Annotated in this window: 14 protein-coding genes; 5 read left to right on the top strand and 9 right to left on the bottom strand. The window is 63.3% G+C overall.

Translation table 11 applies throughout. From position 1 onward, the window contains the following. Positions 1 to 326: 326 nt before the first annotated feature. Together AC3WLP_RS23875 and AC3WLP_RS23870 are read right to left on the bottom strand one after the other, a co-directional pair. Positions 327 to 707: a hypothetical protein gene (locus tag AC3WLP_RS23875; RefSeq protein WP_003252855.1), complete on the bottom strand. Its 381-nt coding sequence runs from the start codon at positions 705 to 707 to the stop codon at positions 327 to 329. Positions 708 to 922: 215 nt separating this feature from the next. After that, positions 923 to 2110, bottom strand: coding sequence for an MFS transporter (locus AC3WLP_RS23870; RefSeq protein ID WP_088513080.1), 1188 nt, complete (start codon positions 2108 to 2110; stop codon positions 923 to 925). A 106-nt stretch (positions 2111 to 2216) separates the two neighbouring features. Between AC3WLP_RS23870 and AC3WLP_RS23865 the strand changes: the two genes are divergently transcribed. Further along, on the top strand, positions 2217 to 3101 hold the full coding sequence (locus AC3WLP_RS23865) for a LysR family transcriptional regulator (protein WP_012053333.1): 885 nt from the start codon (positions 2217 to 2219) through the stop codon (positions 3099 to 3101). A gap of 38 nt (positions 3102 to 3139) precedes the next feature. Here the strand turns inward: AC3WLP_RS23865 and AC3WLP_RS23860 are convergent, their stop codons facing one another. Then, complete coding sequence (locus AC3WLP_RS23860; RefSeq protein WP_003252861.1) at positions 3140 to 3889, bottom strand: 3-oxoacyl-ACP reductase family protein; 750 nt, start codon at positions 3887 to 3889, stop codon at positions 3140 to 3142. 118 nt (positions 3890 to 4007) lie between these two features. On the opposite strand from AC3WLP_RS23860, the gene AC3WLP_RS23855 reads away from it, so the two are divergent. Continuing rightward, positions 4008 to 4946: a LysR family transcriptional regulator gene (locus AC3WLP_RS23855; protein ID WP_012053332.1), complete on the top strand. Its 939-nt coding sequence runs from the start codon at positions 4008 to 4010 to the stop codon at positions 4944 to 4946. 114 nt (positions 4947 to 5060) lie between these two features. Here the strand turns inward: AC3WLP_RS23855 and AC3WLP_RS23850 are convergent, their stop codons facing one another. Next, on the bottom strand, positions 5061 to 5531 hold the full coding sequence (locus tag AC3WLP_RS23850; RefSeq protein WP_003252864.1) for a GreA/GreB family elongation factor: 471 nt from the start codon (positions 5529 to 5531) through the stop codon (positions 5061 to 5063). 2 nt (positions 5532 to 5533) lie between these two features. After that, positions 5534 to 5932, bottom strand: coding sequence for a hypothetical protein (locus tag AC3WLP_RS23845; RefSeq protein ID WP_088513081.1), 399 nt, complete (start codon positions 5930 to 5932; stop codon positions 5534 to 5536). Positions 5933 to 6061: 129 nt separating this feature from the next. On the opposite strand from AC3WLP_RS23845, the gene earP reads away from it, so the two are divergent. After that, positions 6062 to 7195, top strand: coding sequence for an elongation factor P maturation arginine rhamnosyltransferase EarP (gene earP / locus AC3WLP_RS23840; RefSeq protein WP_088513082.1), 1134 nt, complete (start codon positions 6062 to 6064; stop codon positions 7193 to 7195). Positions 7196 to 7243: 48 nt separating this feature from the next. Further along, positions 7244 to 7813: an elongation factor P gene (gene efp, locus AC3WLP_RS23835; protein WP_003252871.1), complete on the top strand. Its 570-nt coding sequence runs from the start codon at positions 7244 to 7246 to the stop codon at positions 7811 to 7813. Positions 7814 to 8046: 233 nt separating this feature from the next. Here the strand turns inward: efp and AC3WLP_RS23830 are convergent, their stop codons facing one another. The 3 genes from AC3WLP_RS23830 to AC3WLP_RS23820 all read right to left on the bottom strand — a co-directional run bounded on the left by AC3WLP_RS23830 (position 8047) and on the right by AC3WLP_RS23820 (position 10083). Next, a complete protein-coding gene (locus AC3WLP_RS23830; RefSeq protein WP_012053329.1) occupies positions 8047 to 8475 on the bottom strand; it encodes an organic hydroperoxide resistance protein in 429 nt (142 codons plus the stop codon). Positions 8476 to 8615: 140 nt separating this feature from the next. Further along, on the bottom strand, positions 8616 to 9071 hold the full coding sequence (locus AC3WLP_RS23825) for a MarR family winged helix-turn-helix transcriptional regulator (RefSeq protein WP_012053328.1): 456 nt from the start codon (positions 9069 to 9071) through the stop codon (positions 8616 to 8618). Between the two features lie 58 nt (positions 9072 to 9129). Further along, a complete protein-coding gene (locus tag AC3WLP_RS23820; protein WP_088513083.1) occupies positions 9130 to 10083 on the bottom strand; it encodes a LysR family transcriptional regulator in 954 nt (317 codons plus the stop codon). A 113-nt stretch (positions 10084 to 10196) separates the two neighbouring features. Between AC3WLP_RS23820 and AC3WLP_RS23815 the strand changes: the two genes are divergently transcribed. Beyond that, a complete protein-coding gene (locus AC3WLP_RS23815) occupies positions 10197 to 10946 on the top strand; it encodes a sulfite exporter TauE/SafE family protein (RefSeq protein ID WP_003252877.1) in 750 nt (249 codons plus the stop codon). A 28-nt stretch (positions 10947 to 10974) separates the two neighbouring features. Here AC3WLP_RS23815 and AC3WLP_RS23810 read toward each other — a convergent pair whose 3' ends face one another. Next, positions 10975 to 11826 carry a LysR substrate-binding domain-containing protein gene (locus AC3WLP_RS23810; RefSeq protein WP_003252879.1) on the bottom strand — a complete coding sequence of 284 codons (852 nt, stop codon included), beginning with the start codon at positions 11824 to 11826 and terminating at the stop codon, positions 10975 to 10977. Between the last annotated feature and the right edge of the window lie 89 nt (positions 11827 to 11915).

Below are 11915 nucleotides of genomic sequence, written 5' to 3'. Positions count from 1 at the left end.
GGCGGGGGTGATGCGGGGGCATGCGGTGGGGCTCCTGGATGCGCGATACCTGTACTGGCCCTTTCGCGGGTAAACCCGCTCCTACACTGGTTGGTGGTACACCGGTTGGGATACACCCGTTGGTGATGCACCGGGCGGCGGTACACCCGTTGGTGATGCACCGGGTGGCGATACACCGGTTGGTGATGCACCAGGTGGTGATACACCGGTTGGTGATACCCCTGTAGGAGCGGGTTTACCCGCGAAGAGGCCGGCACAGGCCATGAAAAAGGCGGCATCTTACCAGCCGCCCTCTACATAAAACGATCCAGGCCCGGCGTATTCAGTCAGCCTGTCTTGATCGGCCGCTTGTGCTGCCGCCAGTTGTCATCGATCTTCGACCACGTCTTGCCATCGGTAATGGCCATCAGCTTGCGTCCATCCTTGAAGGTGGCCAGAAAGGTTGCTTCTTCTTCCTTGCCACCCAACCACAGCCCGGCCAGCAGCCCTACTGGCCCTGCCACCAGGGCGCCGGCCACGCCCCAGCCCAAGGCGCTGCCAAGGCTGCGGTTGGTTTCCAGGCTGGCCAGCCGCAAGTCGCTGATGCGTGCCAGGGAAATCCGCTCACCGGGTGAGGGGCTGCGCGCGGTCTTGAGTGTGAGCGATCCATTGCGATACTCGCCTTCACCTTGCAAGAAATCGCCGGACTGTACCGTGAGTCTTGTCATAAATTCATCCTGTCAGGGAAAGGGCATTCCAGCGCTTAATGAGCGCTGCCCCGGCAGGCAAGTCAACGGCATTGCGACGGAGGGTAGTGCGGTACTTTGTCGCCGTGGCTGGCCTCTTGGCGGGCACACCCGTACCCACAGGCGTATCAGTGCCCTGAGGTTTGTGAGGCACCTGTGGGAGCGGGCGTGCCCGCGAAGAATCCAGCGAGCGTTTTTCAGGCCACCTGCAAGGCATTCTTGCGCTTGCGTTCGGCCCATCCCCAGGCCAGCAACGCCAGCACGCCAATCACCAGCCCGGCCACCACGATCCCCATCCAGCCCTGGCGCTGGAACAGCTGGGTGCCCAGCAACGACCCAAGCGCCCCGCCAATGAAGTAGCAGGTGATATAACCGGCATTCAGCCGCGTACGTGCCTCGGGCCGCAGGGCGATCACTGCGTTCTGGTTGCTCACATGCACCAGCTGTACCGCCAGGTCGAGCATCAGCACCCCCAGCAGCAAGGCGAGCAGGGACTGTTCGGCAAACCCCAGCGGCACCCACGACAGCAGCAACACCACCAGGCCCACGGTGGTACCCAGCGCGCCCTTGCCGCGGTCTGCCAGGCGCCCGGCCCAGTTGGCCGACAACGCACCCGCCGCACCGGCCAGGCCGAACAGGCCGATCACTGCATCCGAATAGTGGTAGGGGCCTTTCGCCAGCAGAAACGCCAGGGGTGTCCAGAACAGGGCGAACAGGCTGAATGCCAACAGACCGAGCAGCGAGCGCAGGCGCAGCACGGGCTCTTCGATGAACAGACGGAACACGGAGCCGATCAGCGCCGGGTATTTCAGCCCGGCGTGGCTGTGGTGCTGTGGCAGGCTGCGGTACAGCGCCACGGCGGTAACTGCCATCAGCACGGCGGCCAGCACGTAGATACTGCGCCAGCCACCCAGCTCGGCCATAAAGCCGGCAGCAGTACGCGCCAGCAGGATGCCCAGCAGCAGGCCGCTCATCAGTGTGCCGACCGCGCGCCCACGCTGATGCGGCTCGCTCAGGGTCGCTGCCATCGGCACGAGGATCTGTGCCACCACCGAGAACAGCCCGGTCAGCGCCGTGCCGAGCAGCAGCCAGGGCAGGCTGGGTGCACAGGCGCTGATGACCAGGCCCAGGGTGGAGACAACGGTCATCACGGTAATCAGCCGGCGCTGCTCGAACAGGTCGCCCAACGGTGCCAGCAACAACAGGCCGGCGCCATAGCTGAGTTGCGCGGCAATCACAATGCTGCCGGCGCTGGCGGTGCTCAAGCCAAACTGCTGGGCGATGCTGTGCAGCAGCGGTTGGGCGTAATAGTTGCTGGCCACGGCCAGGCCTGTGGCGGTGGCCATCAGCAGGATCAAGGCGCGGCTGAGAGTGGGGGTGTGCATGCAATTCTCGTGGGGGCAGTGGTGTGTGGTGATGATTATCAGGAAGTGTCAGGCATGACACCAATGTATAGTTTTCAACCTATTCATCTTGAAAGCAGATAAATCGATGAACCTCAAGCAGCTCGAATATGCCCTTGCCGTGGCCGACACCGGCAGTTTTACCCGCGCGGCGGAGCGCTGCCATGTGGTGCAGTCGGCGCTTAGCCATCAAGTGGCGCGGCTGGAGGCGCAGCTGGGGGTGAGCCTGTTCGAGCGTAGTTCGCGGCGGGTACGCCTGACACCTGCGGGGGAAGCCTTTGTACTCAGTGCACGGCCCGCGGTGGAGGCGGCCCGGCGCATTGCCGATGACGTGGCAGCGGCCTGCGGCCAGGTGCGCGGGCGGCTGGCGATTGGTGAAATCAGCTCGCTCACTGCGCTGGACCTGGTCGACCTGTTGGCGGTGTTTCACGGTCGTTTCCCGGATGTGGATGTACGCTGGCTCACGGCCAAGAGCGAATTGCTGATCGCTGATGTGCTCGAGCGGCGCCTGGACGTGGGCTTTATCGGGCTGTGGCAGGGCGAGGTGCTGCAGGGGGTGCAGCATCGGTTGCTGGCTCGGGAAGAACTGGTGGCGGTGTTGCCGTTGGGGCATCGCCTGGCGGGCAGGGCACAGCTGGCGCTGGCTGACCTGGCAGGTGAAGTGTTGGTGGATTTCCCCGAAGGCACCGGGGCGCGACGACAGACCGACGAGGCGTTTCAGGCGGTGGGGTTGCAGCGCAGGGTGCAGTTCGAGATCGGGCATGTTCGTCTGGTGGAGAAGTTCGTGCAGCGGGGCATGGCCGTCGGCCTGGTGCCCGAGCGGGTGGCTCAAGGCATCGAAGGTGTAGCAGTGGCGCGGTTGGTGGATGCGCCGGTGCGGCACTTGTATGCGGTGTGGTCGTCCAGCCCCACACCGGCTGCCCGGGCTTTTCTGGACGTGATGGAGCAGTGCCTGGGGGCACAGAAAGGCTAGCCTGTGCCGGCGTTGTCGCGGCACAGGCAACCGTTCAATCAGGCTGCAAACCCACCATCTACAGTCAGGCTGGCCCCGGTGATATACCCGGCTTCAGGGCCGGCCAGGTATGCCACAAAGCTGGCAATTTCTTCCGGCTCGCCATACCGCCCAATGGCCATCAGCGGAATTAGGCTCTCGGCAAACTCGCCACTGGCCGGGTTCATGTCGGTGTCCACTGGGCCGGGCTGCACATTGTTCACGGTAATGCCCTGTGGCCCGAGGTCGCGTGCCATGCCGCGGGTCAGGCCAACCAGTGCCGACTTGCTCATGGCGTACGGTGCACCACCGGCAAACGGCATGCGTTCAGCGTTGGTGCTGCCAATGTTGATGATACGACCCCCCTGGCCCATATAGCGTGCGGCGGCCTGGCTGGCGACGAACACGCTGCGTACGTTCACGGCCAGCATGCGATCGAAGTCGGCCAGGTCGAACTCTGTCACCGGGGCCACTGCCAGCACGCCGGCGTTGTTGACCAGGATATCCAGCCGGCCCAAGGCTTTTACGGTGTCATCCACCGCCAGTTGCACGGCCGCGGCATCAGCGCTGTCAGCCCGCAGGGCCAAGGCTTTGCCGCCGTTTTCGGTAATTTCTCGAGCCAGTTCTTCAGCCGGGCCGGCAGAGCTGACATAGGTGAAGGCCACTTGCGCGCCTTCGCGGGCCAGGCGCCGCACGATGGCTGCACCAATGCCTCGGGAACCGCCCTGAACCAGGGCCACTTTGCCTTCGAGTGTAAGTTGCTTGGACATGCTGTTCTCCTGCTGGAAGCCAGGCCGAAATGCCTTGGATGGGCACAGTATCGGCGCTCGATTGCCTACTGATAAGATGGTAATCACTATCAGCAGAGTAAACCTTTGGTTGCTAATCATGGCCATGGAATCATTCAGCGCGTTGGAGTGCTTCATCCGCAGTGCCGAGGTCGGCAGTTTTGCCGAAGCCGCCAGGCGCCTGAGCCTTACCCCGGCTGCCGTGGGCAAGCACGTTGCGCAGCTGGAAGCGCGCCTGGGTGTGCGGTTGTTCCAGCGTAGTACCCGCAAGCTGACCTTGACCGAAGCGGGGCAGCGTTTTCTTGGCGAGGTCAGTGACAGCTTTCGCACCATTCAGTACGCCGTGGCCAACCTGGCCAGTGCAGAAGGCCAGCCGGCCGGGTCGTTACGGGTGAGTATGGGCACGGTGTTCGGGCGTTTGTACGTGCTGCCGTTGCTGGGGGAATTCTTGCGCCGTTACCCGGCGATTACCCCGGATTGGCATTTCGACAACCGCCAGGTCGACCTGATCGGCCAGGGTTTCGATGCAGCGATTGGCGGTGGTTTCGAACTGCCGCCAGGGGTGGTGGCGCGCAAGCTGACCCCCGCGCACCGGGTGTTGGTGGCGGCGCCGGCTTATCTGCAGCGGCACGCGCCGATAGAAGACCCGCAGGCGCTGCAACGCCATGACGGCATCCTGGTGCGGTCACCGCAGACCGGGCGGGTGCGCTCGTGGCCGTTGACCAGCCGTTGGCAGGCGCAGCAGCCGCTGCAATTGCGTCAGGCGATGACCATGAGCGATTCGGACGCGGCGTGCGCGGTTGCCGAGCAGGCGCTGGGCATTGCCCTGGTGAGCCTGCCGTTTGCCGTGCCCTATTTGCTGGCCGGGCGCCTGCTGCGGGTGTTGCCGGACTGGTATGTGGATGATGGGCATATCAGCCTGTATTTCGCCGAGCACAAGCTGTTGCCGGGTAAGACCCGGGCGTTCATCGATTTTGTGGTGGAGCAGTTTGCCGAGCAGGGGCTGGCGGTGCGGTTCGATGCCTTGCAGGCCCTTTAGAGAATTATTGCCTGTGCCGGCCCTTTCGCGGGCCCGCCCGCTCCCACAGGGATATCTCAGCCCTGAAGGCAGTGGGATCCTTGTGGGCGCGGGCGGGCCCGCGAAGAGGCCGGTTCAGACAACATCGACAATGAACGATACCTGTGCGCCCAGGTTCACCTCGTCATCCACGCGCTTGCCCAGCAGTTGCTGCCCCAGCGGCGATCGTGGGGTAATCACCGTCACCAGTCCGTCACCCTCGCCAATCTTCAACCCCGCTGCCTCAGGCCCGAGAAACAGCCGGCGTTGCGCGCCATCTTCATTTTCCAGGGTCACCAGGTTGCTTACCTGCACACCGCGCGCTGGGTCGTAATCACGCAGCAGCAACTGCTGGTAGATCACCAGCGCCTGGCGGATCTCGGCACTGCGGCGGGCCTGGCCGGTGGCCAGGTACGAGGCCTCCAGGCCCAGCGTGTCATACTTGTTCTCGGCAATGTTCTCTTCGGCGGTGGCGGCCTCGTAGGCGGTTTGCGCCGCGCGGGTCAGCACGTCCAGGTCATGCGCGAGGGTGGCGACAATCAGCGCCAGCAGGTGGGGCTTGTCCATGGTCAGTAACAGAACTCCAGCACGTTGGCCTGGCTTTTTTCGGTGGGCGCGGTACGGTTTTGCTGCAGCCAGAACTGGCACTTGGGGCTGTTGAGGTTGCGCGGGTTGCCTTGGGCGACATCGGCGGCCTGTTGCAGCGCCTGTTTGTGCAGGATGTCCTTGTAGCGTTCGAACATCTCGGCCTGGGCATCCTGGGCAGTGGCCGGTGCAGGCGTTGCAACGGGGCGGCCTGCGTGCGGGGCTACAACCTGGGCCAGAGGTTGCACCTGCTGTGGCCACAACTGCTGGGCCAGCCACAGGCTCACGGCAATGGCCATGGCGCCCAGCCACAGGCCCAAGGCAACGCACATGATCAACGGCAACGGCTTGAGGGTGATCTTCAATTCACGGTGGCGCGGCATGGCAGCCTCCTGGCAGCGTGGTAGGGGGGCATTGTCGCATGCGCTTGGGCATTTTTCTGCGCAGGTGCTTTTGTCTGCGCCAATTTATGCGCAGAATTCGCTGTTTTTGCACCCGCACGGGAGGGGCGCATGAAAGCCACCTGGGACATCTTCTGCAGCGTCGTCGACAACTACGGCGATATTGGCGTGACCTGGCGCCTGGCCCGGCAGTTGGTGGCCGAGCACGGCCTGGCGGTGCGCCTGTGGGTGGATGACCTCAACGCTTTCACGCCCATGTGCCCTGGCGCCGATGCCACGGCGGCGCAACAGTGGCAGCACGGTGTGGATGTGCGCCACTGGCCGGCAGCGTGGTTGCCGGTGGCGCCGGCCGATGTGGTGATCGGCGCGTTTGCCTGCCAGTTGCCCACAGCGTATGTCGAGGCCATGCGCGCCCTTCCGCAGCCGCCGCTCTGGCTCAACCTCGAGTACCTGAGTGCCGAGGACTGGGTGGAGGGTTGCCATGGTTTGCCTTCGCCGCAGCCCAACGGTTTGCGCAAGGTATTTTTCTTCCCGGGTTTTACTGACAAAACGGGTGGTTTGCTGCGCGAGGGTTCGCTGCTGGCCCGGCGTGACGCGTTCCAGCAGTCGGCGGAGGCGCGCCGTGCCTTTTTGCAGGGGCTTGGTGTAGACCTTGTGCCGGATGCGCTGCTGATCTCGCTGTTTGCCTATGAAAACCCGCAGCTGGGCAACTGGCTTGATGCCCTGGCTACAGCTGACCAGGCCTGCCACCTGTTGGTCCCGCAAGGGCGCATCGTCGCGGGGCTCAGCCAGTGGTTGGGCGAGGGGCCGCTGCACGTGGGTGATGTGCGCACCCGTGGGGCGCTGACCGTTCAGGTGCTGCCTTTCGTCAGCCAGGACGACTTCGACCGGCTGTTATGGAGCTGCGATTTCAATGCCGTGCGTGGCGAAGACTCGTTCGTGCGTGCGCAGTGGGCGGGGCAGCCGATGCTGTGGCACATCTATGTGCAGGACGAGAATGCCCATTGGGAAAAACTCGAAGCGTTCCTCGCGCATTATCGCTGCGGCCTGTCAGACGATGCCGATGCAGCCCTGCTGGGCCTGTGGCGTGCCTGGAACATGAATATCGACATGGGCCAGGCCTGGCGGGCGGCCCGCCAGCATTGGCCGGAACTGCAGCAGCATGCCCGCCTTTGGGGGGCGCGACAGGCCGCTCAGCCGGACCTTGCCACAGCGCTAGTACACTTTTACCGAAATTCGCTATGATACGCGGCCTCGATTTTTATAAATCCATCCAGATTCGGATACTTCGTAATGAAAACTGGTAAAGAACTGAAACCCGGTACCGTCCTGCGGATCGACAACGACCCGTGGCTGGTTCAAAAAGCTGAGTTCACCAAGTCGGGCCGTAACAGCGCGATCATGAAGACCAAGCTGAAGAACCTGCTGACCGGCTACAAGACCGAAACCGTATACGGTGCGGACGACAAGCTGGACGACGTGATCCTGGATCGCAAAGAAGCGACCCTGTCGTTCATCAATGGTGACGAGTACACCTTCATGGACACCACCGACTACACCATGTACGAGCTGAACGCCGAGGACATCGAAGCCGTTCTGCCGTACATCGAAGAAGGCATGGAAGACGTCTGCGAAGCCGTGTTCTTCGAAGGCCGTCTGGTGTCGGTTGAGCTGCCGACCACCATCAGCCGTAAAGTTGTCTACACCGAGAACGCTGCTCGCGGTGACACCTCCGGCAAAGTCATGAAGCCTGCCAAGCTGGCGAACGGTACCGAGATCTCGGTTGCTGACTTCATCCAGATCGACGAGTGGATCGACATCGACACTCGCGACAACAGCTTCAAAGGCCGCTCCAAGAAGTAATGCTTCTTGCGAGACGCAAAAAACCCGGCGCAAGCCGGGTTTTTTTATGCCTGTGCTTTCCCAATCCTCAGCGCGTGCTTGTGCTCGCGCTTTTGTGGGAGCGGCCTTGCGTCGCGATAGGGCCGCAAGGCGGCCCCGGCAATTTCTGCCTACATGCCGAACGCCTGGGGCCGCTTCGCGCCCCGTTCGCGACGCAAGGCCGCTCCCACTGGGGGGCGGCCAGCCTTTGCGCCTTAGACGGTTACGTGCAGGCGCACATCCACATTACCGCGGGTGGCATTGGAGTACGGGCACACCTGATGCGCCTTTTCCACCAGCCCTTCGGCATCGGCCTGGGCCAGGCCCGGCAGGTTGATGTGCAGGTCGATGTCCAGGCCGAAACCGCCCGGGATCTGGCCGATGCCCACCTTGGCGGTGATCGAGGCATCTGCCGGCAGGGCTTTCTTCTCTTGCCCGGCCACGAACTTCAAGGCGCCGATGAAGCAGGCCGAGTAACCGGCGGCGAACATCTGCTCGGGGTTGGTGCCGTCACCGCCCGCGCCGCCCAGCTCTTTGGGGGTGCTGAGCTTGACTTCCAGCTTGCCGTCGCTGGAGCGGGATTTGCCGTCGCGCCCACCGGTGGAGGTTGCTTCTGCGATGTACAGCGGAGTGACCTTTTGCATCTTGAGCCTCGCTAATGTGCTGTGCGCTCCCGTTTGCAGGAGGGCGGGGGTTGGTGTGGGATTTAAATTAGCGCGCAATTAGTTAGTGCGCAAGATAAATCATCGCCGTTCATCGGAACGGCCATTTCACAGCATAGCGCTCAGAGGTTTTTCTGCAGGTTTTCGCGCAGGTTCAGCAGGTCGGCTTGCAGTTTCTGCAACTGCTCAAGGCTCCGCCCGCTGGCCTTGAGAATGCACGGCGGCACCTCTTTGGCCTGCTGTTGCAGGGCGCGGCCTTTGTCGGTCAGCTGTACCATCACTACCCGTTCATCTTCGCGGCTGCGGTTGCGCTGCAGCAGGCCTTCGCTTTCGAGGCGCTTGAGCAGCGGGGTCAGCGAGCCTGGGTCGGTCAGCAGGTGCTGGCTGATTTCGCCCACGGTCAGGCCGTCACGCTCCCAGAGCACGAGCATGGCAAGGTATTGCGGGTAGGTCAGGCCCAGCGCCTGCAGCAGCGGCTTGTAGACCTTGGTCATCAGCAACGAGGTGGAGTGCAGGGCGAAACAGACCTGGTTGTCCAGCAGCAGCTCGTCACAGGAGGCTTGGGTGTCGGCGTTCATGCAGGTCCTTGAAAGTCATCAATGGAAAATTCTGGCACGCTGATCATCAGTGCGCGAATTAATCGCGCAGTTCACTGCGCAAGGCCAGGTCCCAGGGTGGAATCGGGCTGAAGCGGCTCTTGAGGAATTCGAGCAGCAAACGGCTGCGAGAGTTCGTTTCATGTGCCAGGCGTAGCGCATAAATGCCGCTGGTCTCGGCTTCAGGCATGCCGCCGTCGCAAAACAACGGGATCAGCTCGCCGCGCAGCAGGTACTCACTGATCAGCCAGGTGGGCAGGTGGGCTATCCCCAGGCCGGCGAGGGCGCCGAACAGCAGGGTTTCGGCATTGTTGGCAGCCATGCGCATGCGCGCGGGGCGGTACAGGCGGGTTTGCCCGGCCACACTGAAGCGCCAGGCGAACGGCGGCGCCAGGCCATCCCAGTCCAGCCCGTCATGCCCGGGCAGTTCGCTGGGGCAGGTGGGGATGCCGCGGCTGGCCAGGTAGGCGGGGCTGGCGCAGGCAATGCGCACCATGTAGGCGAGCGGCGTGGCGACCAGACGGGTGTCGGCCAAAGGGCCGGCGCGCAGCACCAGGTCGACCTCGCCCAGGTGGCTGCCCTGCAGGTCGACGAAGCTGTCGATCAACCGCAGTTGCACGTCCAGGCCCGGGTAGGCCACCAGGAAGTCGGCAATGGCCGGGGCCAGGTGGCGGCGGCCAAACGCGGCAGGGGCGTCGATGCGGATCAGGCCTTCCGGGGCATTGCTCAGTGACACCGCTTCAGCCCGGGCCAGGCGCAACTCCTCGATGATGCGCCTGGCCCGCTCGGCAAAGGCGTTGCCTGCAGGCGTGGCCCGCACCGCGTGGGTGCTGCGGGTGAACAGGCGGCTGCCGACGGCGCTTTCCAGGTTGTCGACACGCCGTGCTACCGCAGACGGGGTCAGCGGGTGGCGACGGGCGGCGGCAGAAAAGCTGCCGGTTTCCAGCACATCGAGGAACAGGCTCAATTGGTCGGTCAGGGTATCGGGGTTCATGGCTGCCTTGCTTTTGCGAAAAACGCACAGCCATTGTGCGCTGCTGTGCGTTTCCCCGCCAGCGCACACTCGTTAGCATGCTCGCATTATTGGTACAGGCGGACGAGGCCCTGATGATCGAGTGGTTGTTGTATATCGTGCTGGGCGCTGCCCTGGGCACCATGGGGGGCTTGTTCGGCATTGGTGGCGGGCTGATTGCGATTCCGGCATTGGGCGTGCTGTTTGGCCTGGACCAGCAGTTGGCGCAGGGGACCGCGTTGGTGATGGTGGTGCCCAATGTGCTGCTGGCGCTGTGGCGGTATCACCAGCGCAACCGCATCGCGTTGCGCCATGCGTTGCCGCTGTCGGCGTGCAGCTTCTTGTTTGCCTGGCTGGGGTCGATCTGGGCGGTGGGGCTTGATGCGCATTCCATGCGCCTGGGTTTTGTCGGCTTCCTGGTAGCGTTGGCGGTGTGGAACGTGGTGCGGATGTTCATGAAGGTGTCGCCGCCGAGTGCCGAGCTGCGTCATGCCTGGCCGTGGCTGGGTGTGCTGGGCAGCTTTGCCGGCACCATGGGCGGCTTGTTCGGGGTGGGTGGGGCCGTGGTGGCCACACCGATCCTGACCAGTGTGTTCGGCGCTACTCAGGTGGTGGCGCAGGGGCTGTCACTGGCGCTGGCGGCGCCGAGTACCTTGGTCACGCTGGTGACCTATGGCGTGCACCATAGTGTTGACTGGGGGGTAGGGATTCCCTTGGCGGTGGGGGGCTTGCTCAGCATCAGCTGGGGCGTGAAGCTGGCCCACGCGTTGCCGGAGAAGGTATTGCGGGCGATGTTCTGTGTGTTCCTGGTGGTCTGTGCGGTGATGCTGGGGTTCGAGCTTTGAGAGGTTGGGGCCGTTTTTTGGCCCTCGATCACTTGAAACCCTCAACGATGTAGTCGGCCATGCAGTCGGTGATTGGCGAGGGGGTCTGCGTACTGCGCACCAGCATTACATTGGCCATGGGCAACTGTGGCAGCCCTTCGCTCTCACCCAGAATGCGGATGTTGCCCCCGATCAGGCTCTGCAGCTGCGCGGTCACTGCCAGCCCGGCGGTGACGATGGCAAAGATTGCCGCCAGGCTTGGGCTGGTGTAGGCAATACGGTAATCGATGCCCTGTGCCTCCAGCGCATTGCAGGTCCAGGCGCGACAGAAGCAGTCGGTGTTGAACAGCGCCACCGGCATCGGCCGCTGTTCGTGCGGGCAAAAGCCTTCTGCCGCGGCCCAGACCAGGCGTTCCTGGCGTAGCAACTGGCCAATCTCGTTGCCGGGCTCGCGGGTGACGATGGTCAGGTCCAGGTCCTGGCGCAGCATCAACTGCTTGGACGAATCGCAATGCACTTCCACCTGCACCAGCGGGTAGGCTTGGGCAAAGCTCGACAAGATGGTCGGCAGGAAGCGCATGGCGTAGTCGTCTGGTGTGCCGATGCGCACCAGCCCAACCATGTGTGGCATGCGCAGGGTGTTGAACACCTCGCCATGCAACTTGAGAATGCGTCGGGCATACCCCAGCAGTACCTGGCCTTCGGCGGTCAGCCGCACCTGACGGCCATCACGTTCGAATAGCTGGCGCTGCAGAATGTCTTCTTCCAGGCGTTTCATCTGCATGCTGACCGCTGACTGGGTGCGGTTGACCACTTCGCCTGCGCGGGTAAAGCCGCCTTGCTCGGCAATGGCGACGAAGGTGCGCAGAACGTCCGCGTCGAGGCTCTGGTACTGGGACATTGCATCAATCTCCGAGATGCATCGCATCAGAAACATTCGTTGGATTGATCTTATGCCTGGCGTGAGACTGAGGCCATCAACACGGAGGG

The organism is Pseudomonas sp. FW305-E2 (genome assembly GCF_058782925.1).
The sequence above is the reverse complement of the archived record's forward strand: the minus strand, read 5'-3'. Positions and strand labels throughout refer to the sequence as shown.

Excerpts from the sequence above, each read along its gene's own strand:
- AC3WLP_RS23875 (WP_003252855.1), bottom strand. The coding sequence starts at position 707 with ATGACAAGACTCACGGTACAGTCCGGCGATTTCTTGCAAGGTGAAGGC.
- AC3WLP_RS23870 (WP_088513080.1), bottom strand. The coding sequence starts at position 2,110 with ATGCACACCCCCACTCTCAGCCGCGCCTTGATCCTGCTGATGGCCACC.
- AC3WLP_RS23865 (WP_012053333.1), top strand. The coding sequence starts at position 2,217 with ATGAACCTCAAGCAGCTCGAATATGCCCTTGCCGTGGCCGACACCGGC.
- AC3WLP_RS23860 (WP_003252861.1), bottom strand. The coding sequence starts at position 3,889 with ATGTCCAAGCAACTTACACTCGAAGGCAAAGTGGCCCTGGTTCAGGGC.
- AC3WLP_RS23855 (WP_012053332.1), top strand. The coding sequence starts at position 4,008 with ATGGCCATGGAATCATTCAGCGCGTTGGAGTGCTTCATCCGCAGTGCC.
- AC3WLP_RS23850 (WP_003252864.1), bottom strand. The coding sequence starts at position 5,531 with ATGGACAAGCCCCACCTGCTGGCGCTGATTGTCGCCACCCTCGCGCAT.
- AC3WLP_RS23845 (WP_088513081.1), bottom strand. The coding sequence starts at position 5,932 with ATGCCGCGCCACCGTGAATTGAAGATCACCCTCAAGCCGTTGCCGTTG.
- earP (WP_088513082.1), top strand. The coding sequence starts at position 6,062 with ATGAAAGCCACCTGGGACATCTTCTGCAGCGTCGTCGACAACTACGGC.
- efp (WP_003252871.1), top strand. The coding sequence starts at position 7,244 with ATGAAAACTGGTAAAGAACTGAAACCCGGTACCGTCCTGCGGATCGAC.
- AC3WLP_RS23830 (WP_012053329.1), bottom strand. The coding sequence starts at position 8,475 with ATGCAAAAGGTCACTCCGCTGTACATCGCAGAAGCAACCTCCACCGGT.
- AC3WLP_RS23825 (WP_012053328.1), bottom strand. The coding sequence starts at position 9,071 with ATGAACGCCGACACCCAAGCCTCCTGTGACGAGCTGCTGCTGGACAAC.
- AC3WLP_RS23820 (WP_088513083.1), bottom strand. The coding sequence starts at position 10,083 with ATGAACCCCGATACCCTGACCGACCAATTGAGCCTGTTCCTCGATGTG.
- AC3WLP_RS23815 (WP_003252877.1), top strand. The coding sequence starts at position 10,197 with ATGATCGAGTGGTTGTTGTATATCGTGCTGGGCGCTGCCCTGGGCACC.
- AC3WLP_RS23810 (WP_003252879.1), bottom strand. The coding sequence starts at position 11,826 with ATGTCCCAGTACCAGAGCCTCGACGCGGACGTTCTGCGCACCTTCGTC.